We start from the raw sequence: 22295 nt of genomic DNA on the forward strand, positions 1-22295 counted from the left end.
TTATCTGAAAATAGCTTTGTATGGCTTCCTGGACCATGTTGGCGGCCCAGCGTTCGGTTTATTTTTCTGCGGAGACCCACGGCCGCGCGGCCAATTCCCAACGGCTAGCACCAAGACAAAAACAAGAAGGGCAGCCAAATGTCGGAGACGAGCGTGCTGGACAAGTCGCCCCAAAGCGGCCTCGTCGACATGGGCGATATCGAATTCTACAATGACCCAAGCGACCCCACGCCACCCTTCAACATCACCGATCTGACCGAATTCGCAGGCTCGTTCAGCGAAATTGTCCTCAACGTCACATGGGCACAGTTGGAGCCGACGGAGAATGGTCAGCTGGACCTCTCGGCAATCACCGATGCCATCGCGGCTCTGGACGTCTATAACGCGGCCGAAGGCACGGATGTCGGCATCAAGCTGCGCGTCTGGGGCGGCTATACGGCCCCCGATTGGGCGAAAACGATTGACGGGCCACCAATCACCGTCACGGGCACCGGCACCATTGATCCCGATCAGGATGTAACCGAAACGCTCGGCCGTTTCTGGACGGCGGATTACAACGATGCCTGGGCCAGTTTCCAGACGATGCTGGCCAAGACCTATGACGGCAACTCGCTGATCCGGGGCATTTCCAATACCGCAGGCGCTTCCGCCTCGGACGAGCCCTTTGTGCCGTTGCATCCCGACCAAGTCGATGAACTCGAAGCCGGCGGCTATCGTGATGCAGCTGAAGAACTGACGCTGCGAAATGCCATCGCGGATTACGCGGCATGGTCGACGACGCCGCTCGACTATACGATGAACGAATTCCATCTGGAGGATGGGGGAACGGTCGTCGGTGATGCCGATGTCACGCTTGCCGTCCTGCAGGAAGCCGAGAATTCCAGCCGTCCGGTCCAGGCCGGCAATCATGCGTTGAACGATCCGCCGGACCTGGCCGATTCCTTCGTCTACGCCCAAATTGCTGCCGATGCGGCGCTGGACCCCGCCACCGTGCCGGCCAGTTATCAGACCGCATCCCCGGTCAATCTCGGCAGTTACGCGAATTGGCCTTCGGTGATCGCCGAAGGCGTCACCTCAAACGCCGGTGACATCGAGCTATGGGACGCACCGGGTACTACGGGATTTACAGGGGAGACATCGAGTTTCGTCGGTGGTCTCGCGGGAAGCCTGGCGAACGGCGTGGCGCCCGTCACCGCGGCGCCGGATGACGGCGCGGAACTCGGTTTCATCGCGCCGGCATCGGTCAGCGGGCCGGCAGGCGTCATCGCCCTGACCGGCACGGACGCCGTGTTGCTCGCAAGTGCGGCGACTGAGGGGACCTATACAATCACGATAACGTCTGTCGACGGCAACGCTCTGACGGTGTTCGACGCGATCGACGTGCCCGCGGATACGGCCCTGCCCGCTACCCCGGTGACCATCCTCGGCACCGACCAGGAAGTGCTGACACTGGCGAGTGGCATGGTCAGCGGCCCGAGCCTGACCTTCACCACGTCTTTGGCCCTCGCGAATACCATCCTGGCCAGCCTGACCGACAGCGTGGGTTCCGGCACCGACATCCTGCTCATCACCGCGACCGACGGCAGCGGCGACCGCACAACGCGGGCTGTCGGCATCTTGCCAACAAACGACCCCTCGGCCGCACCGCAAGGGGCGCCTCCGTCGCCAGCCTTGGCCTCGGCCAACGGGGGGACCTTTCTTTGGACCGGAGAGGGACCCGACGCCTCGTTCGCGGCCGCGGGCAATTGGTTCCCCACTGGCGGGTCGCCCGGCATCACCGCCAGCGCGCTATTCATCGGGCAGCCCCTGCCGACGACCTTGGCCGGTGACGGGACCCCCGGCATGGTCACCGTCGACGACACACTCGTGCTTTCCGGGAACAGTGACATCGCTGTCGGCCAACAAGGGACGGGCGACGTCGACGTGGCGGATGCCGCCGGCATCACGGGCGTCCTCGTGCTGGCCGGCGTCGGCACCACGCTCGCCATCGCGGGCGACCTCGCGGTCGGCGGAACCGCAGGAACAGCCGGGGGCGCCGGTACTGTCATCGCGGCTTTGAGTCCCGACAATTCCAGCACAACCGGCCTGACCATCGGCGGGGCGCTCAAGGTCTGGGGCCAGGGCGCCGTACGGTTCACCGGCGCGCTCGATCCGGATGGGGTGACCGTGGCAAGCGGTGGCCTGATCAGCGGCGACGGCACGCTGGCCGCCGAGGGCGGCAGCGGCATCCTGAATGACGGCACCATCGATGCTGTGGCCGATCAAACGGTGGGCGCACAGGAACTGACCCTCGCCTCCGCGGTCGAAGGCACCGGCACAATTTTGATCGACGCCGCGGCAACGTTGATTCTCGATTTATCGATCGGGCCGTTTGAAACAATCGCCTTCGCGCCGCCGGACATAGACCAGCTTTCCGATGACCCCTATTCCCCGACCTCGCTCATTCTACAAACGCCGGCCGGCTTCAATGCCGCGATCACGGGCTTCTCCTGGGCCGACGATCTGGTGGTCGAGGATTTTTCCGCCACGAATGTCTTCTACAGCGACGGCACACTCACCCTGGATGGGACCATTCCGCCGTCCAAGGCCTCCGATGCCCCAACCACAACGACCCTTACCTTTGCCCTTGAGGGCGATCTGAGCGGCCTCACGCCGACCCTCGCGGTAACCGGTTCCGGTACGGCCACCACAACCTCGGTGAGCTTCGTTGCGGTCGCCCTGGGCGGCCCACCGGGCGTCATCGCACCGCCCACGCTTGAAGCCACCTCCGCATCGGCATCGCCCGTCCTGATCCCGAACATCACATTGTCCACGCCGCTGCCCGCCGCGCCCGGCGACAACAGCACGATCATCGTTACGGTTTCAGCCCAAACCGGTGCGCTCGCCGCCGGCTCGGATAACGGGCAAACCACGATCACGCAGATTAACCCGCAAACGCTGATCCTGGCCGGCTCCCTCGGGGCAGTCGAAACCAGCCTGCAAAGCCTGTCCTATCAGGGCGGCGCGGCGCCTACGGACAGTATCGGCATCACGGTATCGGACTATGCCGGGACCTCGGCGACCGCGCTGATCGCCGTCACCAACAACGGCACTACGGGTGCTGAATACGTATGGGGCGGCGGGGCCGCTGGTGTCTTCAGCAACCCTGCCGCGTGGCAGGGCGGAAGTGGCATCACCGCACCCGGTGGCGCCAATCGCGTCCTCTTCAACCCCGGAACATTCACGGTCGGCGGCTATGGTGCCATCGGCAGCATGACCGTCGACGGGTCGCTCACGCTGACGGGCGCCGTCATGGCCCAAGGTCTCACTGATCAGAACGTCGTCGGGCAGGGCTATGCCGTGATCGTCAATGGCGCCCTGACCCTCGCCGCCGGAGCCGTTTTGACGGCCGGCGCCACCACGGTCGTCGGGCTATCGGGCGACGGCGTTCTGACCATCGCGGACGGGGCCCTGACGATGACCGCCGCCGGCCCGTCAGAAAATTCTCTGATCATCGGCATGAACGCCGATAGCCAGGGAACGGTGTTGAATATCGAGCAGATCGAAGCCGATGGCACGATCGTCGTGGGCATGGCCGGTGATGGAACCCTGAAACTGCTCGGCGCCGCGTCGTCGGTGTCCGACGGCGGGGCCGATATCGGGCAGAGCGCCAGCGCGTCGGGCCATGTCGCCGTCGATGGCGGCGAATGGGCGACGGACGGGATATTGACGGTGGGCGATGCCGGCGCCGGGTCGGTAACGGTCACCGGGGCGGCGAACGGCATCACCGGGCAAGTGACCGCCTATGACGGGACAATCGGCGCCCAGAGCGAGGGAGCGGGCAAGGTCACGTTGAACGGCGGGGACCTGCTGATTGCCGACGAGGTCGCCGCCTCCAGCACGCTTGCCGTCGGCGGCGCAGGGACCGGCACGCTCACCCTGACCGACGGCAGCAATGCGACAGTGGGCGTCGCGGAAGCGATGGTGGTGGAACCGCCGGTCCAAGGCGGAGCCTCTCCCGTCACCGACCTGATCGACGATACGGGCAAGCTGACGGTAGGGGGCATGACCGGAGGGTCCGGATTCGTCGCGATCGGCGGCGGCGCGTCGCTTCTGGTCGATGGCAGCGGTACGATCGGCGGCAGCACAGGCGCCGGAGCCGTAGTCATCGGCCAAACCCCAACCGATGCCGGTCTGCTGGCGCTGTTGGGCACACTCACGGTCGGGGCCAGTGGCGCGGTCGCGCTCGGCGGCTCCTCGGCGACGCTGCGGGCGAGCGCGATCATGCTGGATACCGGCGCTGCATTGTCCGGTGCCGGCACGGTGTCCGGCGATGGCGGCGGCAACCGAACGGTGATGCTGAGCGACATCACAAACAACGGTGCCATTACTGCCGCAGGTGGATCGCTTCTGGTATATGGACCCATCACCGGCATCGGCGCACTGGCAGCCGAAAATGATGCGAACCTTACGCTTCAGGCCGCCGTCAGCGCTGGCCAGACCTTGACGCTGGGCGACGACGCCCGCGCAACATTGAATGACGTCCTGGCTTTCGAAGGGACGATTTCTGGATTCACGCTAGGCGACGCTTTGGAGCTTGCGAGCACGGATGCCACCGCTGCCGTGTGGAATGCCGACACGCTGACGATCACAACGCATGAGACGTCGATCATGCTGAACCTGTCAGGGAGCTTTGCAGAGAATGCTTTCGTCGTGCAGTCGGATGGGCTCGGCGGCACGCTGGTGGAATTGGCCTGTTTCGCCGCCGGCACGCGGTTGGCAACGCCCCACGGCGAATGTCGTGTGGAAGCATTGCGCGTCAATGACCTGATAACGACGGCGAGCGGGAATCAAAGACCAGTCCAGTGGATCGGCCATCGTCGCGTCGATATCGCGCGACACCCATCGCCAGATAAAATCCGGCCGGTGCGCATCGCAGCACATGCCTTCGGGCCTCACAGGCCGGCGCGCCCCTTGTTTCTGTCGCCCGACCACGCGATTCTCTTCGATGGCGTTCTGATACCGATCAAGCATCTCATCGATGGAATTTGGGTGACGCAGGTTGACATGACCAGTGTAACCTATTTTCACATCGAACTTGCCACGCATGATATCGTTCTCGCCGAGGGACTTGCGGCCGAGACCTTCCTGGATGTGGGCAATCGCACGGCCTTTGCAGGTGGCGGAAGCCCGATACAACTGCATCCGCTATTCGAGGCTAAAGGGATCACCGAGCCCGATACTTGCCTCACCTGGGAAGCGCTTGCCTATGCGCCTCTGCGGGTGACGGGCGCCGAGGTTGAGCAGGCACGCGCGGCTCTCGGTCAAGAGTCTCCTGCGGGTAATGGACGCCGGGTTCTTGGAAGCGACAGAGCAGGTTCGCAGGCTGCCGCAGCGAAGCATTTAAGACTCTGACTCACTCTCGGTGTAAACGAGCGCCTACAAGGAAAACATCCGGACAAGGAGCAAATTGACACCTGCGCGCCAGAATGCTGCCGGTTACTGCATGATCATTTCACACAATTCGCGACAGACCCCATTCCACACAGTCATTGGAAAACCACTTGATTAGGATCGCCTCCTCACGAGGCTTTGCGATCGCAGATGGCCCCACAACGCTATTACTCCGCCGACCAAGGCCGGAATGCTGAACAGCGCAAAGCTGATCGTGTAACTTCCAATATGGCCGTAGGCAAAGGCAAAGGCCGAGGGGCCGATGACAACGCCGATGAATGTATAAACCATGACATCCCCGGTCAGAGTGCCGGACCCGGCCGCTGCCGACAGAGCGCTCAGTCGCGCTGTCTCGGCCAGCATGACGCCGTTCCACCCGATGGCACTGGCGCCCAAAACGCAAAGAATAGCGATGTCCGCGCGGACGGTCAGGCCATGGCTCCAGAGGAGAGCGATGCAGCAGAGCCCTATCATCAAGCCGAGCAGCGCCAGGACCAGGAATCCCGCGCCCAGCAGGTCAGCCACCACGCCCCAAACCACACGTCCGATGGCGCCGCAGACCTGGACCGCCGCCGCAACCGCCCCTGCCTGCACGGTCGTCCAACCAAGTTCACTCACCAGCATAGTGACCGTGAACGCCGAAACGCTAAGTTGAACCGCCGCGTAGAGCATCCCGAGCATCGAGACCAGCCGCAGATCGGAACGGGCCCAGACGCGTTTTTGGCCCTCCCAGACCGCACCAACACCCACAAGGGTTTGCGGCTTGCGGTCATCGTCCCACCATTCTCGCAGCAGGCCAAAGGTCATGCCTAGAACCAGGCAAGGGATGGCCGCGATAATCAAAGCCCATTGCCAACCCACTGCTTCCGACAGCGGCGGCATGGAAAGGGCGGCCAGGACACCACCCAAGGGCACGCCGGCCTGCTTGATCGAGAAGATCACGTTGCGCAGCCGCGATGGAGCCAGTCGCTGCAGCATATGGGACGAACTGGGATTGTTGCAGGCATAGCCGACGCCAAGCAACAAGGATGACACAATCATCGCCGGCACCTTGCCGGTGGCCAGCCCCAGCAATCCGAAAGCGGCGCAGAGCAAACCGATCTGCCCGACCCGCGCCGCCCCCCACCGTTTTATGAGGCTGCCGGAGACGGCGGATGCGAAAATCCCAGCGAAATAGATCAGGCTGACCTGATAGCCGATCCAATAGCTGTAGATGGAAAGACTGCGGGCAACGATCGGCGTAATGGCCGCCAAGGCAAGGATGGATGAGGTGGCCAGTGCTTGGGAGGCGGTGCAGATTGCTAGTGTCGCGGACAGGCTCGGGCGCCGTGCAGCAGCCTCTCCGGCGGCAAAACTCATAAGGACAAGCAATCCATATGTCCGTACATAAGCTATCGTATCCTAGGCTGCAAGCTGAATAGAGCCTCAGTCGCGCGTCATGGCGACGGAATAGAAAAACCGATCCGATGGCAGCGTGTTGATTGAGATCATGATGAGGCGCCGCCCCGTGCTGAAATAGCGGCGGGTAATTTCCAGCGCAGCACTTCCCTCCTCCGCGTCCAGGCGCTTGGCCAATTCGGCATCGAGATTGGTCGCCCGGATCTCCTGCTGGATTTCCACAAAGGTTTCGCCCGACTGTTTCTCCACCAGGGCAAACAGAGCGGCGCGCAGGACCGACGGCAGCTTCAGCGCAGACGAGACCCGACCGTCCACATAGACATTGATCCAGGACAGGAGCCGGCTTTCGCCGTCCACCGTGCGGCTGCAGGAGATATGAAGCCAACGATGATTGGCGCGACACCCGAGTTCGCTGGCAAGCTTGCCGCGCGCGGCGACGATCTTGGTGGCATGGATCGACAGCTCGGTTCCCTCGGCCACCTCGACAAGATCGCTGGCTGACATGGCGGAGTAGCTGAACCGCCTGGGCGGTTGCTTCGCTTCGATTCTTGTACCGACACCCTTGCGCGCACTCACCAGCCCCTGCTGACGCAGCTGCGCCATGGCTTGACGCACAGTCTGCCGGCTTACCCCGTGCTGCAATGCCAGGTCGAGTTCGGTCGGCAGAAGTGATCCGACGGGATGCGCGCCGCTTTGGATAGCGTTGTACAGCGTGCGCGCAAGAAGCAGGTAGCGCGGTGTCGCGGAAGAACCCTTTGCCAGCAAATCAGGGTCATCAACCGCATCCAGGACCGTCGGTAAGGTCGTCCGCTCAACCTTAAGCTTCGCCGCCATACCGAGTTCGCTCCCTAATCCTAATCACCGCCGACCAGGCGCTGGCGCTGCCTATACAGGAGGTCGGCATACGGATGTAGCCGTGCCGGAAACATCAGCTTCGCTTTCTTTTTGTGCATCGCAACAACATCTGCCGAAATTATATGCACTTATGGCATAAACGCTCAAAAAATGCTTGCCTCGGCGTCTGACAATAGTGGCGCCACCGCTCCATGTTACCCTATTCTAGTACGGACATATGCATATTTCGGCCTATCGGCTGAATGATGCGGCTGGAGCTTCAGAATTCCAATCCGGTTGGAGGAGGCGATATTGCGGAAATTTGCTGTGGGTTCGGTCGCCGTATTCGGCAGCTTGCTTGTGGCCTTGGCGGGAAGCCAAGCAAAGGCTGCGACACCCGATCTCGCTCAGGCGCAAGCCGTCATCAACGCGCATTCCCAAATTCCCGATTTCGTGCCGCCCGGCCCGCCCTTCGACGCGCGCAAATGCATGGCCGGCAAAAGCCTGCTGTCGATACCGACGTCAAGCTCGATCCCCTTCGTCGACGGCATCGAAAACTCCATGGGCAGCGTCGCCAAACAGGTCGGGTTCAAATTCCAGCAATGGAAGAACCAAGGCCAGCCTACCCAGTGGGTTCAGGGCATGGCCTTCGGTATTGACAACAAATTCACCGGCATCGACCTGATGGGCGGCATCATCCCGAACGCGCTCGCCCCGCAAGTGGCCGCAGCCAATAAGGCTGGCGTGAAGGTCTTCGCAACCCATTATTCGGACACGACGCAGCCGGCCGACCCCGCCGTCGCCGTCACGTTGCGCATCCCGTTCCACGAGGTCGGAGAGATCATCGCCGATTGGATCACGCTCAAAACTGGTGGACACGCCAACGTTCTGATCGTCGGCTCCAGCGACATCCTGCCGAGCAAGCCCTATGCGGACATGCTCGGCGCGACGCTCGACAAGGTCTGCGGGCCCGGCTGCAAGCATCGCTATGTCACGGTGACGGTCCCGACATGGTCCACTAAAATCCAGACAACCGTTCAGGGCGCACTGATCGCGGATCCGACCATCAACTATATCGTGCCACTCTATGACAGCATGTCGCAGTTCGTGATCCCGGCTTTGACCCTGACAGGCCACCGCAAGAACGTGAAGATCGCGACCTTCAACGGAACGCCCTTCATCATCGACATGGTACGCCGCGGCGATGTGGAGATGGATATCGGCGAAAGCCTCGGCTGGATTGCGCGCTCCATCCTCGACGGTGAGATGCGGAACATGTGCGGCCTGCCGTCGATCGGCGAGACGCTCTATGTCCCGCTCTATATATTCGACAAGGACAATGCCAAGGACGCCGGCATCCCGGCCGACTTCGACCGGGGCTATGGCGATAAGCATGTCGCCGGTTACGCGAAACTGTGGGGAATGCAGTAGTGAGCGCTGTTGCGCGACGCTATCCTGGCGAAGCGCCCGCACTTGCGATGACGCATCTATCGAAGCGCTTCGGCTCTTCGCTGGTCCTGAATGACGTGACGCTGGAGGTCATGCCGGGAGAAGTGCATGGCCTGCTCGGCCAGAATGGCTCGGGAAAATCGACGCTCATCAAGATCCTCGCCGGCTTCCACGATCCGGAGCCGGGCGCGGAGCTGATCATGTATGGCGAGAGCGTCCCTTTGCCGATGCCGGCCGGTGCCGCCCGCAAGCGCGGCATCGCCTTCGTCCACCAGCATCTCGGTCTGGTTCCGTCGCTCAGCGTGCTGGAAAATCTGCTCATCGGCGCAATCGCGTCGGAAGATCGCTGGCGGGTGGATTGGCGTCGTGAGGCCGCCCGCGCGCGCGAGACCTTCGCGCGCTTTGGTCTCACCATCGATCCCACCGCCCGCATCGCGGACCTGCCGCAGGTTGAACGCGCGCTGGTCGCAATCGTTCGCGCTTTCGAGGATATCCGCACCGCCTCAAGCCATGGCCAGGGTGTCCTCATCCTTGACGAGCCGACCCCTTTTCTGCCGAAACTCGGTGTCGACAAGCTGTTCGATCTGGTTCGCACCATCGTCAAGGAAGGTACGGCCGTCATCTTCGTCTCCCATGATATCGACGAGATTCGCGAGATCACGGATCGCGCCACGGTTTTGCGGGACGGCAATCTGGCGGGCACGCTGACGTCGCGCGATGCGACGGCCGATGAATTCGTCGAACTTATCATCGGGCGGCGGGTGAGCCTGTACAAGACCGCCGTCAGGGATGTGACGGCGCTTTCGGTCGCCATTTCCGCCCGCAATGTGACCGGCGAGATCCTGCGCGACGTGTCCTTCGACATCCATCGCGGCGAAATCCTCGGGCTGACCGGGTTGATCGGCTCCGGTTTCGACGAAATGCCCTATGCGCTTTACGGTGCGCGGCCGGCAAGCGCGGGGACGGTCGAGATCCTTGGCAAGTCTCAGCCCTTGTCGAAAATGTCGCCGCCGGCAGCGCTGGAGGCAAAGCTCGCGCTGCTCCCGTCGGATCGGCTGGGTGCGGCCGGCGTCGGCAACCTGACCATCGCCGAGAATATGCTTCTGCCCGTGCTGCAGGACTTCGTCCGCTGGTTCCGGCTTGACTGGTCGCGGATGTCCGGGCGCGCCAGCGAACTCGGCAAGCAATATGACGTCCGGCCCAATCGACCCGCCCAGACCCTGTCGTCGCTCAGCGGCGGCAATGCGCAGAAAGTGCTGATGGCGAAGTGGCTGCAGACGGCACCGCTGCTGCTGATGCTGGATGAGCCGACACAGGGCGTCGATGTGGGTGCGCGCCAGCAGCTTTTTGCGGCACTCGACCACGCGGCGGGTAAGGGCACATCGATCCTGGTCGCCAGTACCGATTACGAGCAACTTGCCCAGATCTGTGATCGGGTGCTTATCTTCGCCCGCGGCCAGGTCGTCGACGTGCTTGCGGGCGCCGCCATCAGCAAGGACGCCATCGCCGAGCGCTGTCTGTTGAGCCTGGGCACAAGCGCGTTTTCCAATGTTCCGGAGGTGGTCGCCGCATGAGCCAAGCCCCCAATCAAGCCGATGCCGGCGCCCGAATTTCGCCCGGCGGCTCAGCCGGCCCTGCCCTTCGCAAGATGAATATCGCGCGTGTCGCCGAATCCTTCGCACTTCTCGCGGCCACTATCGCGCTGGCGGCGGTATTCGGCATCCTCATGCCGCATTCCTTCCTGTCCTGGGCCAATGTCTCGACCATGCTCGGCTCGCAGGCCGTGCTGGTCGTTTTGAGCCTGGCGCTCATCATTCCGCTCACGGCGGGTGATTTTGATCTTTCGATCGCATCGATGCTGACTTTGTCGTCGATGTTGATCGCAGTGCTCAACGCGCAACTGGGCTGGTCGATCTATGCGGCGATGGCCGTCGCCATCGTGACTGGCGCTGTGGTCGGCGTCATCAATGCCGGCTTCATCCTGTATTTCCGCATTCCGTCGCTGATCGTGACGCTGGGGACCGGCACATTCATCAGTGGCGTGGTGCTGTGGATCAGTGGCGCGAACACGATCAGCGGCATCGACGACGGATTGGTGTCCTGGGTCGTCGTGCGGCATATCTTCGGCATTCCGCTCGCCTTCTATTATGCCCTGCTCCTTTGCGTCGCGATCTGGTATTTTCTTGGCTATACCACCGCCGGACGCAGGCTGCTGTTCGTCGGCCGCAATCGCGAGGTCTCGCGTCTCTCCGGCATCCGGGTCGATCGCGTCAGGTTTCTTTGCCTGATCGCCTCAGGGGTGATCAGTTCAGCCACCGGCATTCTCTATGCCGGCACCATCGGCGCGGCGGACCCGAATTCCGGCACCACCTTCCTGCTGCCAGCTTTCGCCGCGGCGTTCCTGGGTGCAACCAGCATCACCCCCGGGCGCTTCAACGCCTGGGGCACGCTTATCGCGGTCTATTTCCTTGTCATCGGCATTACCGGTCTCACCATGCTCGGCATCCAGACCTTCGTGCAGAATCTGTTCTATGGCGGCGCGCTGGTTTTGGCCGTTGCCCTGTCACAGCTCGTCCGCAAGCGGGAGCCGCAGGACTTCACCTGAGATGAAGGGTAAAGCTATGCGCGGGTTCGATGGCCTCATCCAAGCCGCGCGGCAAACGGTCAGCCGTGCGGCGCGCGACGGCGGCAATCACCGCGTAGCGCGCCTTCTGCTCCTCCGAAAGCCCTTCCGGCAAAACGACTTGCACGATATCGCGGTCCATTATGTCACCTCCGGAAAGCGCGCTCGCCAGGGCGTTGCCTGTTCATAGGCATAGGCCGCGCGCAGCAAAGCGGCCTCACCGAACCATTGTCCGACAAGCTGAATATTCGTCGGCAGACCATCACCGTCGAAACCGCTGCAAAGCGTTATCGCCGGATGTCCGCTCATATTGAAGGGCGTCATGGCGGTATCGGCCGTAAAGGCCGTGATCCGCTCCGCGTCATCCGCTGACGGCGCGACATGGAAAGCGCCGGGGCAAAGCAACAGATCCACCTCGCTCATCAGCGCCGCATTCATCTCGGTCAGCACGCGTCTGTCCCTTAACGCCGCGATATAGTCGACGGCAGGCAGGCTGAGCCCCGCCATCATCTTGTCGCGCAGGGCCTGACCCATAAGCGCGGCCCTGTCACGAAAATCACGCTCATGAATGGCAAAGGATTCGGCCCAGTTGATGACGGAGGCCGCAAGCCGGTAGCGGATGAAACTTGCCGGCATTGTCACGGGTTTAAGCCGGGCGCCGGCCGCTTCAAACATCGCCGCGGCGGCTTCCAAACCGGCGAGGATCGCAGGATCGGGATGAACGCCATCGCAATCGCCGTCGAGAATGACGCCGATCGTTAGCCCCGCGACACCATCGGCGATCGTGCCGGTATAGTCGTCTATGTCCCCGGCCGAAGCCGGGTCGAGCGGGTCCTTCCCCGCGATCGCCTGCAGAATGACCGCGCAATCCCATACATTCCAGCAGAGCGGGCCGACGGTGTCGAAGGCCCAGCAATTCGGCAGCATGCCGTGGCGGCTGACGAGACCGAAGGTCGGTTTCAGACCCTGCAATCCGCAGGCGGCGGCGGGCAGCCGCACGGATCCGCCGGTATCGCTGCCGAGCGCGAACATCGCGGTGCGCGCGGGCACGGACGCGCCGGCCCCGGTGGAGGACCCGCCGGTCAGCCGCGTTCTGTCCCAGGGGTTGCGCGCCTGCGGATAGGGCAGGTCTTCATAGACCGCCCCCATGCTGGTGCCGTATTCCCAGGTATTCAGCTTGCCGAGCAGAATGGCGCCGGCCGCCGCAAGCCGGCTGACAACGGTCGCGTCCCGATCCGGGATGACATCCATCATCAACCGCGAATTGGCGCAGGTGCGGATGCCGCGCGTGTCGTAATTATCCTTCACCGCGAAGGGCAGACCGTGCAACGGCCCGCGCCATCGCCCTGCCGCTATCTCCGCTTCCGCCCGCTTCGCGGCCGCCCGCGCTTCGGCAGCCAGGACCAGGATGTAGCTGCCGATGTGGCTATCGACAGACGCAATCCTCTCAAGATAAGCATCGACAAGTGCGACCGGAGAGACAGCGCTTGTCCGCACCGCCTCCGACGCCGCACGCATCGTCAGGCCCAGCAGGTCCGTCATGTCAGACTGCCGGCCCTTGCAGAATTTCGGGCGCGATGCTGCGGGGAATGAAGGCCCCGTCGGTGAGTTCGCCGTTGAACTGGCCACCCTCGACCATGATCTTGCCACGCAGGATGGTCATGCTCGGCCAGATCGACACCGGCCATCCATCCCAGGGTGAATAGTCCACGGAATGGAGATTGGAGCCGTCGATGGTATGGGCCAGCTTCGGGTCCAGAAGCACGATATCGGCGTCCGACCCGACGGCGAGAATGCCTTTGCGCGGATAAAGCCCCATCAGCTTCGCGGCGCTGGTCGATATGAGGTCGACGAATTGTTCGAGCGGGAATCCGCGCTTCGTCACCATCTCGGTATACATCAAGGCGACGCGCGGCTCGACACCGCTATTGCCGCCGGTCGTATCGTCAATCCGGTTGCCGATCAGCTTGACGTCCAGCGGGCAGCACAACTCATCCGTCGCCACGCATTGCAGCGCGCCGGATTCCAGCCCCCGCCACAGGGCCTTCTGGTCTTCCGGATATTTGAGCGAGGGATAGGTGTGATAGATCTGACCGTTCGGACGCTTATAGTCCTCGGCGTTGAACAGCACATATTGATGAAGCGTCTCGCCGTAGATCGGGAAGCCCTTGGCCCGCGACCGCTCGATCGCCTCCACGCCGGTGCGCGCGCTGGTATGCACCATATAGAGCGCGGCACCCGGCACGCTTTCCGCGAGGCCAATCACGCGGTTGAAGGACAGCTCTTCCGACAGAACGGTATGGGCTTCGGCCAGATGCTCAAAGCCGGTCTTGTCTTCGGCGATCAGCTTTTCATACATATGCATGACAAGGTCATTGTCCTCGGCATGGATCAGCGCGAGCCCGCCTTCCTTGGCGAGGATTTTCAAAATTTCCCAGATATGGCCGTAATGGGTGAGATGGGCCATGCGGCCAGGCGTGATGTCAGTGGTGAACATCTTGATGGTGGGATAGCCCGCCTTCACCATGGCGGGAATTTCGGCCAGAATTTCGTTCGAGATCGGGCTTTCGACCGCGATATGCAGCGTATAATCACCGTAGCAGAGGTCATCGAACAGCTTGCGCCGTTCGTCCGCTGCTGCCTGAAGTGACTTGCCGCCACTCCAGAAAATGAAATCGCACAGAGTCGTCGTGCCGCCGAACAGGCAGGCCTTGCTCACCACACTCGGCATTTCGCTCGTCATGGTGGTGCCGCCCGGGCCGGATGCGAGCGTCAGCCCGGAATGCACATGCGGGTCTATCCCCCCGGGAATGACGATCTGGTCCGTCGCGTCGACCACACGCTTGGCGCCGATCGCCGCCAGCGTTCCGGGGGCGCCGATGGCGGAAATGATGCCGTCGGTGACGGCGATATCCACCACGGCACTGCCGCTTGGCAGCACGGCCAGTCCGTGGGCTATGACGAGATCGAACATATCCAGATACCTTCTGATGTCAGGCAGCGGCGCCTATGAGATCGGGTGTCCAATGAACCGGGCCGCCGACCGCGAAATGCCCCATGATGACCTCGGGTGCGATATCGCGGACGACGAAGACCAGACGGTTGCGCCTGTCATCCCCCGGCCAGTTCTGCAACCATTCCGGCCGATAAATCGTGTGCTGGACAGCGTGAATGACAGCGACATGTCCAGGCCGGTCAGCGAATGCCACCAGCCCCTTGACGCGCAGCAGGTCTTCGCCCCGGTCCGACGCCAGCCGGCCCAGCGATTTCGCGAGGTCGAGCCGGGTCAGCGGTTGCGTCAATACCAGCGACAGCGTCGTGATGCCCACGGTATGGGCCGCCTGCGGCTGAACCGCTTGCGCGGTAAATCTCGACCGCGTGGCGACCGCGGGCACGGCGCCGAACAGCAGCTCGCCCAAATCGTCGTCACCGGGCAAGGAAATGCGCTCGGCCCAGGCATTGAGACCGTCGAGCATCGCAAACAGCGACGCGGCGGGCGCCAAGAGATCGGATTTGGTGACGAGGATGCGATCGGCGACCGCGACCTGGCTTGCCGCTTCCGGATGACGCTGCAATGTCCCCTCGCCCGCCACGGCATCGACCAGCGTCACCACAGCCCGGAAACTCAGCACATGGCCCAGCATCGGATCGGCGGCGAGCGTGTAGAGGATGGGTGCGGGGTCGGCCAATCCACTTGTTTCAATCACAATGCGACTGAAGCTGCGTAGCTCGCCGCGGTCCCGGCGGTCGATCAGGCTCCGCACAGTGGTGACGATGTCAAGTCGCCGGACGCAGCAAAGACAGCCGCTCGGCATCTCCACCACCTGCTCATCAACGGCCTCGACCAGCAAGTGATCGAGCGCCATTTCGCCGGCCTCGTTGATGATGACGGCCGTATCGGCGAAATCGGGTTCTGCCAGTACAAGACGCAAAAGGCTCGTCTTGCCGCTGCCCAGAAATCCGGTCAGCACGGTGACAGGCGTCTTGCCGTCGGCCGCCATCAGGCGGCGATCCGCGCGACCACGTCCGACCGCGATGCCATCAACGGCTGGATGCGCTGCCCGAAGGCATCCAGGCCGACAAGAAAATCGTCGAAGGTCATCATGATGCCCTTGGCGCCGGGAATGGTCGCCACCTCATCCAGCAAGCGGGCGCAGGTGGCGTAGGACCCGACGATCGTGCCCATGTTGAAGTTGACCGCGCCTTCCGGCAGATTGATGTGGCGGGCGGTGCTCGTTTCACCCGCCGTATGATCCTTGCCGCCCTGGTCCGCCATCCAGGACAGCGCATCGACATCCGCGCCGTCCCGATAGGCCTGCCACTTGGCCTGCGCTTTTTCGTCGGTCTCGTCGGCGATGACCATGAACAGCATATAGGACCCGACATCCCGGCCTGTGGCGGCGGCTGCCTCCACCAGCCGCTGCGCGGTCGGCGCGCAAGCGGTGGGCGTATTGACGCCGACGCCGTTGACGAAATTGAAATCCGCGTAGGTCGCGGCAAAGTCAACGCCGCGGCCGCTCTGTCCCGCGACCACGAGCTTGATCTCGGCCGAGGGCACCGGTTTCATCATGCAGGCATCCATCGTGAAGAATTCGCCCCGATGGTTCGACTCTCCGGTCGCCCAGAGATCTTTCATGACGGTCACGTATTCCGTGGCATAGTCATAGCGCTTGCCGAAATAATCGTCGCCGGGCCAAAGTCCCATCTGTTCGTATTCGCGCTTCTGCCAGCCGGTCACGATATTGATGCCGAAGCGGCCCGGCGCGATGGAATCAATCGTCGTCGCCATGCGCGCGACCAGTGCCGGCGGCAAAGTCAGAATTGCGGTCGAAGCATAGAGTTTAATGTGATTGGTGACGGAGGCCAGCCCGGCCATCAGGGTGAAGGACTCAAGATTATAGTCCCAGAACTCAGTCTTGCCGCCGAAGCCATGCAACTTGATCATGGAGAGAGCAAATTCGAAGCCAAGGGCTTCGGCCTTCTGGACGATCTTCTTGTTGAGCGCAAAACTCGGCCGATATTGGGGCGAGGCCTCCGAGATCAACCAGCCATTGTTCCCGATCGGAATGAAGATGCCCAGATCCAATTTTTGCAGCTCCTAAAGGATTGACCTCAGCGGCGGAATGTTTGCGGTATGTCCGAACTTATACATTTACTTGTTCGCGCATACAACGCATCCTTTCCGCTATTGCGGCTGTACGAGGATAATAAGGTCCATGGACATCGAATCACCGTTGATCGCACGGCTGGAGCGCCATCTCGACGCTATCGCGCAACATAACGATACGCTCCACGCCATGATCACGGTGCTCGGCCCTGAAGCCCGCGCGGAGGCTGTGTCGCAAACCGAGCGGCACCGCCCAGGGGGCGCCCTGTCGGGCAGGATCATCTCGGTCAAGGACAATATCGATACTGCCGGCATCCGCACCACGCGCGGATCGAACTGGTTCACCGATCGTATGCCGAACCATGACGCGACGGTGGTGGAGCGTATTCGTCGCGCCGGCGCCATCATCATCGGCAAAGACAATTTACATGAATTCGCTTTTGGTGCGACGTCACAGAACCCGCATCACGGCGCCTGTCGAAACCCCTGGAACCCGGCCGCCATTCCCGGCGGATCAAGTGGCGGGGCCGGCGTTTCGGTCGCAGCAGGGTTCAGTGAGATCGCCCTCGGCACCGATACGGGCGGGTCTGTGCGTATTCCTGCGGCCCTGAACGGCGTTTCCGGGCTGAGGCCGACCGTCGGCCGCATCTCCAATCACGGCGTCATGCCGGTCAGCGCGAGCTTTGACACGGTGGGGCCGTTGGCGCGCCATGCGCGCCACGTGGCGGCCGTCTACGAAGTCCTGGCGGGCTTCGACCCCCGAGATCCCGTGAGCGTCAACCACCCGGTTGAAAGCTGGGCCGGGCTGCATGCCGGCGGCTTCGAGGGTCTGAAAATCGGCGTTCCCTGGTCAATGGTGGAGGTTGAGTCCACGCCCACGGTGGCCAAACTGATCCGAGATGCGACCGCGGTGCTGGCCGGCCTTGGCATGACAATCGTCAGCCTCGGCCTCGCCGAGATCGGCGACCTGAATCTGGCGCTGCAGACAATGGCCCAGGCCGATGCCGCCGCCGTTCATCGCGAACGGTTTGCGAGCAACCCCACCCGCTTTGGCGGGGATCTTCTGCCGCGCCTCGCCTTGGGCAATGCCATTACAGGACCCGCCTATGCTGATGCCAGGATGCGACAGCTGGCCTGGAAACAGGAGGTTGCCGAAATCTTCGCGGCGGTCGACGTGATTGCGCTGCCGACCGTGGGTTTTCCCGCGCCACTCGCCGCCGCTTCGCCCGATATGATCGCGGCGACGCACAGGCTGACGCGGCTCTGCTCCCCCTGGGCATTGGCGGAGGTGCCGGCAATATCGATCCCATGCGGCTTTCAGAACGGCATGCCAATCGGCCTGCAACTCGTCGGCCCGCAATGGGCGGAGGCCAGGCTGCTTGCGGTCAGCGTCGGCTTTCAGGACGTTACGGATCACCACCTGCAAATCCCGCCGCTTGTCGCGAAAGGTCAAATCTCGTGAACCAGAGCCTTGACATCATGACCGCGGTTGGCGCGGCCGCGGCCATCCGCGACGGGACCATGACGGTCGAGGATTTCGCCCGCGGCTGTCTGCAGCGTATGGCAGCGCGGGAAGATGTGTTGAAAGCATGGGCTTACGTCGATCCTGCCGCGGTGCTGCGGCAGGCGCGCGAACTGGACAAGACACCGAGCCTTGGTGCCCTGCATGGCTTGCCCATCGGCATCAAGGACATCATCGATACGCGCGATATGCCGACCTGTCACAACTCACCGATCTATGTCGGCAATCGCCCGAGCGGTGACGCGCCGTTGGTCGAGACCTTGCGCGCGGCCGGTGCGCTGATCATCGGCAAGACGGAGACTACGGAATTCGCCGCCGCTGGCCGCGACCCGAGCACGCGCAATCCGTTCGACCCGACGCGGACCTCCGGCGGTTCTTCGGCTGGCTCGGCGGCGGCCGTGGGTGACGGCCAGATTCCGCTGTCGATCGGTACCCAGACCGGCGGTTCCACCATCCGGCCCGCTTCCTTCTGCGGCGTCCACGCGATGAAGCCAAGCTGGGGCACCATCAGCCGAGAGGGTGTGAAGGTGTATTCACTAACGCTCGACACGATCGGCCTTTATGGCCGATCAATCGCCGATCTTGATCTCCTGGCCGAGGTCTTCGGCATTGGTGAGAAACAGCAGATCCCCGCTTCCGTCAGCGGCCTGCGCCTCGCCTTCTGCCGCTCCCCGGAATGGGAGGCGACGGAACCCCCGATGCGCGAAGCCTTTGCCCGAGCAGAGGATATTCTGCGCAATGCCGGCGCGCATGTCTCCACGCTCGATCTGCCCGAGCCGTTCAATGGACTGCCGGCCGCGCATAAAACGATACTCTTTCGCGAAGGCCGCACGGCTTTTCTCAATCTCTACCGCGCGCACCATGAAATTCTGCACGAGGATTTCCGCCATCGGGTCGAGAACCGGGACGGATTCACCGATCAGATGCTGGTGGCCGCCTATGATCTTGCCGCGCATTGCCGCACCCGCTTCGACAGCATCGCGGCCGAGTATGATGCGGTGCTGACGCCAAGCGCGCCGGGCGAAGCACCGAAAGGCTCCGGCGCCGGCAATCCCGCCCTGAACCACATGTGGACCCTTCTGCACGCCCCCTGCATCAACGTACCGGGCCTGAAAAGCGCGGCCGGGCTACCTTTGGGCATAACCGTGACCGGTTCGCGCTACGCCGATCGTCAGCTATTGGCAGTCGCGAGCGCCATAGATCAGGCGATCGCCGCCGCGATTTGATCTGACAAAATTTCGTGAAAAGAACAACCTAGCTCGCGACATGGGAATGCCATGCTCTCAGAAACCCCCGCCTCCCCCAGGTCGGCAGGGCGGCGGCGTCAACAGCATCTTGGTGACGCTGTCCGGCGTTGGAACGGCCGCCTGGCCTTTCTTTGGTATGCCAACCAGGAACGACCTCGGCTGCTGTAGATAGATGCTTCAAACCCGCCTGAGTTTCACGACAGGGTGATGATGCTCAACAAGGTCACCGGGCGCCGTCAAAGCGATCGGGCCGGGCGTGAATGAAGTCCCGGCCTGCCTCAATCCGCTCGCTCAGATGCAACTCAACGTCATTTTATTGGCTGGACGTTATATCTTGCTTGACCGGGTTGCCGAGCGTGCTGTCAACCATTCACCTGCGGATCCCGATATCTCCAGCGATCGGCAAGATCCTATGCACGCGCCGGCATAATCGCCAATTATCTACTCAGATTGTGATCACGACGTCACACAGCATGGGTTTTTGCTTCACGCGGCCAGAAGCGCAGTGCGCCGCAGGCCTGAATGAATGCCGCGGCGTCGGCCGGCTTTTTGAGGGCCAAGCAGCCAGCATCAAGGTCGGCGGTCAGATTGATCTTGTCGAACAGAACCGTCGCGTGCGGCCCATAAGCGATGAACTTGGCATGGGCGAAAGCATCGTTGACGAAATCTTTCGCCGTGGCTTCCTGTGCGAGCAGGGCAGCGCCCTCGGCCGAGGGCAAGATCGCCACTGCGTCATAGAGCACGGAGGGGCCGCCATTCACCTTCTGCTTAGCGGGCATCAGCATGCCGTCGCTGCATACAACGCCACCGACCTTCGGCGCCACCAGCTCGACCAAGCCACCGGCCCCTTCCACCGCCTTCTGCAACGCGCCCAGTAGCGCCATGTCAACGCCGTCCGTGACCAGAATGCCGAGCTTGCGGCCTTCAAAGCGCTTGGGACCGTTTTGGATGATCGACAGCGCAGGCGACGGCGGCAGGGTCTCGATAACTTTGCGCGCCGGTATGGCCGGCTTCGGCATCTCCAGCAGACCCAACCCATCCGCCACCGTTTTTGCCAGCCCCTTGTCGATATTGAGGAGGTGAGAGACCATGCGGGCGCGGATGGCTGGCGTTTCCACCTTGCTCAATTCGAAAACGAAGGCGTCCTTGATGTGAAGCTGCTCAACCGCAGTTTGACTGACATAGAACTGCCGCGCCTGGCTATAGTGATCCGCGAAAAGATCGCCGCGAGCCTGCAATTTATCGCCGCTGATTTGCTCAGCTGCCGGCTTGTAGCCGATAGTGGGAGACTCGCGAGGTCCGCCCTTCTCCGGTCCCCACGAATTCGGCTCGTAATTGGCCCGCCCGCGAGGATTGATCATCGCCATATGCCCGTCCTGCTGCAGCGTATGGAACGGGCATTTCGGGGCATTGATGGGAAGATGCGTGAAATTGGTGCTGCCCAAGCGCTTTAGCTGCGTATCGAGATAGGAAAAGTTACGCCCTTGCAAAAGCGGATCATTTGTAAAGCCGATGCCGGGCGGCACATTCCCGGTTGAAAATGCAACCTGCTCGGTCTCGGCGAAGAAATTATCGACGACGCGGTTGAGCACCAGCCGACCAACGATTTTCACTGGAACCAGCTCTTCGGGAATCAATTTAGTGGCGTCCAGCACGTCGAAGTCAAAGCTCTCGACGAAGGCTTCGTCAAAGATCTGCACGCCAAATTCCCATTCTGGAAAATCGCCGCCGGTAATCGCATCCCACATATCGCGCCGGTGAAAATCGGGGTCGGCACCGTTCAGTTTCACCGCTTCGTTCCAGACCACGGATTGGAGGCCAAGCTTGGGCTTCCAGTGGAATTTCACAAAGGTCGATTTGCCTGCGACATCGATAAGCCGGAAGGTGTGAACGCCGAAGCCTTCCATGAAGCGGAAGCTGCGCGGAAGGGTGCGATCAGACATGATCCACATGGCCATATGCATCGCTTCTGGCGACAGCGACAGGAAATCCCAGAAATTGTCATGCGCTGTCTGTGCCTGCGGGAAACCCCGGTCCGGCTCCTGCTTGGCCGCATGGATCAAATCAGGAAACTTGATCGCATCCTGGATGAAAAAGACCGGAATGTTGTTTCCGACGATATCCCAGTTGCCCTGCTGCGTGTAGAGCTTGACGGCAAAGCCGCGCACGTCACGCGCAACATCCGCAGAGCCCTTGTTGCCGGCGACGGTCGAGAAGCGCACGAAGGCCGGTGTCTGTTCACCGACGCGCTGAAAAACATCCGCCGTTGAAAGTTTTGCGAGAGCAGGGTCGGTGATTTCAAAGAAACCATGGGCGCCGAAACCACGCGCGTGCACGACGCGTTCGGGGATCCGCTCATGGTCGAAATGGAACAGCTTTTCGCGCAGAGCAAAGTCTTCCAGCAGCACCGGGCCGCGCGGACCGACTTTGAGGGAATTCTGATCGTCATAGACCGGAATGCCCTGAGCCGTCGTCAACACGGGCACGCCGCCTTCGGAGACCTGATGCGTCTCTCCACCCGGTCCCCGCGTCACCGTCGCATCACTGAACTGTGTTGATGTCGGAGCCGCCTGGGCAAGTTTGCGAGCTTTGGTCTTCTCGGCCATGGAGGTCTCCTGCCTGATAAAACGCATGCGGCAGCTGACGCCGTTCTCATGCATCGCTAATTGGTTTTGGCGATTT

Annotated in this window: 14 protein-coding genes; 6 read left to right on the plus strand and 8 right to left on the minus strand. The window is 62.2% G+C overall.

What is annotated here, in order from left to right; genetic code table 11:
- Positions 1-138 precede the first annotated feature (138 nt).
- Positions 139-5394 (plus strand): Hint domain-containing protein, encoded by a 5256-nt coding sequence (locus ACELLULO517_RS20225; RefSeq protein ID WP_227309240.1) that lies wholly within the window; start codon positions 139-141, stop codon positions 5392-5394.
- Positions 5395-5547: 153 nt separating this feature from the next.
- Here the strand turns inward: ACELLULO517_RS20225 and ACELLULO517_RS20230 are convergent, their stop codons facing one another.
- Together ACELLULO517_RS20230 and ACELLULO517_RS20235 are read right to left on the minus strand one after the other, a co-directional pair.
- On the minus strand, positions 5548-6792 hold the full coding sequence (locus ACELLULO517_RS20230) for an MFS transporter (protein ID WP_227309241.1): 1245 nt from the start codon (positions 6790-6792) through the stop codon (positions 5548-5550).
- A 66-nt stretch (positions 6793-6858) separates the two neighbouring features.
- Positions 6859-7665 (minus strand): GntR family transcriptional regulator, encoded by an 807-nt coding sequence (locus ACELLULO517_RS20235; protein ID WP_227309242.1) that lies wholly within the window; start codon positions 7663-7665, stop codon positions 6859-6861.
- A 312-nt stretch (positions 7666-7977) separates the two neighbouring features.
- On the opposite strand from ACELLULO517_RS20235, the gene ACELLULO517_RS20240 reads away from it, so the two are divergent.
- Genes ACELLULO517_RS20240 through ACELLULO517_RS20250 form a run of 3 tightly spaced genes read left to right on the plus strand, consistent with a single transcriptional unit; the run spans position 7978 to position 11719 of the window.
- Entirely contained in the window at positions 7978-9096 is a 1119-nt protein-coding gene (locus tag ACELLULO517_RS20240) for a sugar ABC transporter substrate-binding protein (RefSeq protein WP_227309243.1), read from the plus strand.
- Positions 9096-10688, plus strand: coding sequence for a sugar ABC transporter ATP-binding protein (locus tag ACELLULO517_RS20245; RefSeq protein WP_227309244.1), 1593 nt, complete (start codon positions 9096-9098; stop codon positions 10686-10688). Before ACELLULO517_RS20240 ends, ACELLULO517_RS20245 begins: the two co-directional genes overlap by 1 nt.
- Entirely contained in the window at positions 10685-11719 is a 1035-nt protein-coding gene (locus ACELLULO517_RS20250; RefSeq protein ID WP_227309245.1) for an ABC transporter permease, read from the plus strand. Before ACELLULO517_RS20245 ends, ACELLULO517_RS20250 begins: the two co-directional genes overlap by 4 nt.
- Here the strand turns inward: ACELLULO517_RS20250 and ACELLULO517_RS20255 are convergent.
- From ACELLULO517_RS20255 to rutA, 5 genes are read right to left on the minus strand one after another with little or no spacing between them, the layout of a single operon-like run.
- Positions 11712-11879, minus strand: coding sequence for a hypothetical protein (locus ACELLULO517_RS20255; RefSeq protein ID WP_227309246.1), 168 nt, complete (start codon positions 11877-11879; stop codon positions 11712-11714). The genes ACELLULO517_RS20250 and ACELLULO517_RS20255 overlap by 8 nt on opposite strands.
- The gene (locus ACELLULO517_RS20260) at positions 11879-13279 is read right to left on the minus strand and encodes an amidase (RefSeq protein ID WP_227309247.1); all 1401 of its coding nucleotides are present in this window, start codon (positions 13277-13279) and stop codon (positions 11879-11881) included. Before ACELLULO517_RS20260 ends, ACELLULO517_RS20255 begins: the two co-directional genes overlap by 1 nt.
- 1 nt (position 13280) lies before the next feature.
- Complete coding sequence (locus ACELLULO517_RS20265; RefSeq protein ID WP_227309248.1) at positions 13281-14711, minus strand: amidohydrolase family protein; 1431 nt, start codon at positions 14709-14711, stop codon at positions 13281-13283.
- 19 nt (positions 14712-14730) lie between these two features.
- A complete protein-coding gene (locus ACELLULO517_RS20270; protein ID WP_227309249.1) occupies positions 14731-15738 on the minus strand; it encodes a CobW family GTP-binding protein in 1008 nt (335 codons plus the stop codon).
- On the minus strand, positions 15738-16823 hold the full coding sequence (gene rutA / locus ACELLULO517_RS20275) for a pyrimidine utilization protein A (RefSeq protein ID WP_227309250.1): 1086 nt from the start codon (positions 16821-16823) through the stop codon (positions 15738-15740). The genes ACELLULO517_RS20270 and rutA overlap by 1 nt, the downstream gene beginning before the upstream one ends.
- A gap of 130 nt (positions 16824-16953) precedes the next feature.
- On the opposite strand from rutA, the gene ACELLULO517_RS20280 reads away from it, so the two are divergent.
- Both ACELLULO517_RS20280 and ACELLULO517_RS20285 read left to right on the plus strand, forming a co-directional pair.
- Positions 16954-18306, plus strand: a complete 1353-nt coding sequence (locus ACELLULO517_RS20280; protein WP_227309251.1) for an amidase — start codon at positions 16954-16956, stop codon at positions 18304-18306.
- Positions 18303-19592, plus strand: coding sequence for an amidase (locus ACELLULO517_RS20285; protein WP_227309252.1), 1290 nt, complete (start codon positions 18303-18305; stop codon positions 19590-19592). Before ACELLULO517_RS20280 ends, ACELLULO517_RS20285 begins: the two co-directional genes overlap by 4 nt.
- Positions 19593-20077: 485 nt before the next feature.
- Here ACELLULO517_RS20285 and ACELLULO517_RS20290 read toward each other — a convergent pair whose 3' ends face one another.
- Positions 20078-22219, minus strand: coding sequence for a catalase (locus tag ACELLULO517_RS20290; RefSeq protein ID WP_227309381.1), 2142 nt, complete (start codon positions 22217-22219; stop codon positions 20078-20080).
- Positions 22220-22295: the final 76 nt, after the last annotated feature.

The sequence above is a fragment of the Acidisoma cellulosilyticum genome (genome assembly GCF_020621385.1).
GTDB classification, from domain to species: Bacteria; Pseudomonadota; Alphaproteobacteria; order Acetobacterales; family Acetobacteraceae; genus Acidisoma; species Acidisoma cellulosilyticum.

Excerpts from the sequence above, each read along its gene's own strand:
- ACELLULO517_RS20225 (WP_227309240.1), top strand. The coding sequence starts at position 139 with ATGTCGGAGACGAGCGTGCTGGACAAGTCGCCCCAAAGCGGCCTCGTC.
- ACELLULO517_RS20230 (WP_227309241.1), bottom strand. The coding sequence starts at position 6,792 with ATGAGTTTTGCCGCCGGAGAGGCTGCTGCACGGCGCCCGAGCCTGTCC.
- ACELLULO517_RS20235 (WP_227309242.1), bottom strand. The coding sequence starts at position 7,665 with ATGGCGGCGAAGCTTAAGGTTGAGCGGACGACCTTACCGACGGTCCTG.
- ACELLULO517_RS20250 (WP_227309245.1), top strand. The coding sequence starts at position 10,685 with ATGAGCCAAGCCCCCAATCAAGCCGATGCCGGCGCCCGAATTTCGCCC.
- ACELLULO517_RS20255 (WP_227309246.1), bottom strand. The coding sequence starts at position 11,879 with ATGGACCGCGATATCGTGCAAGTCGTTTTGCCGGAAGGGCTTTCGGAG.
- ACELLULO517_RS20260 (WP_227309247.1), bottom strand. The coding sequence starts at position 13,279 with ATGACGGACCTGCTGGGCCTGACGATGCGTGCGGCGTCGGAGGCGGTG.
- ACELLULO517_RS20265 (WP_227309248.1), bottom strand. The coding sequence starts at position 14,711 with ATGTTCGATCTCGTCATAGCCCACGGACTGGCCGTGCTGCCAAGCGGC.
- ACELLULO517_RS20270 (WP_227309249.1), bottom strand. The coding sequence starts at position 15,738 with ATGGCGGCCGACGGCAAGACGCCTGTCACCGTGCTGACCGGATTTCTG.
- ACELLULO517_RS20280 (WP_227309251.1), top strand. The coding sequence starts at position 16,954 with ATGGACATCGAATCACCGTTGATCGCACGGCTGGAGCGCCATCTCGAC.
- ACELLULO517_RS20290 (WP_227309381.1), bottom strand. The coding sequence starts at position 22,219 with ATGGCCGAGAAGACCAAAGCTCGCAAACTTGCCCAGGCGGCTCCGACA.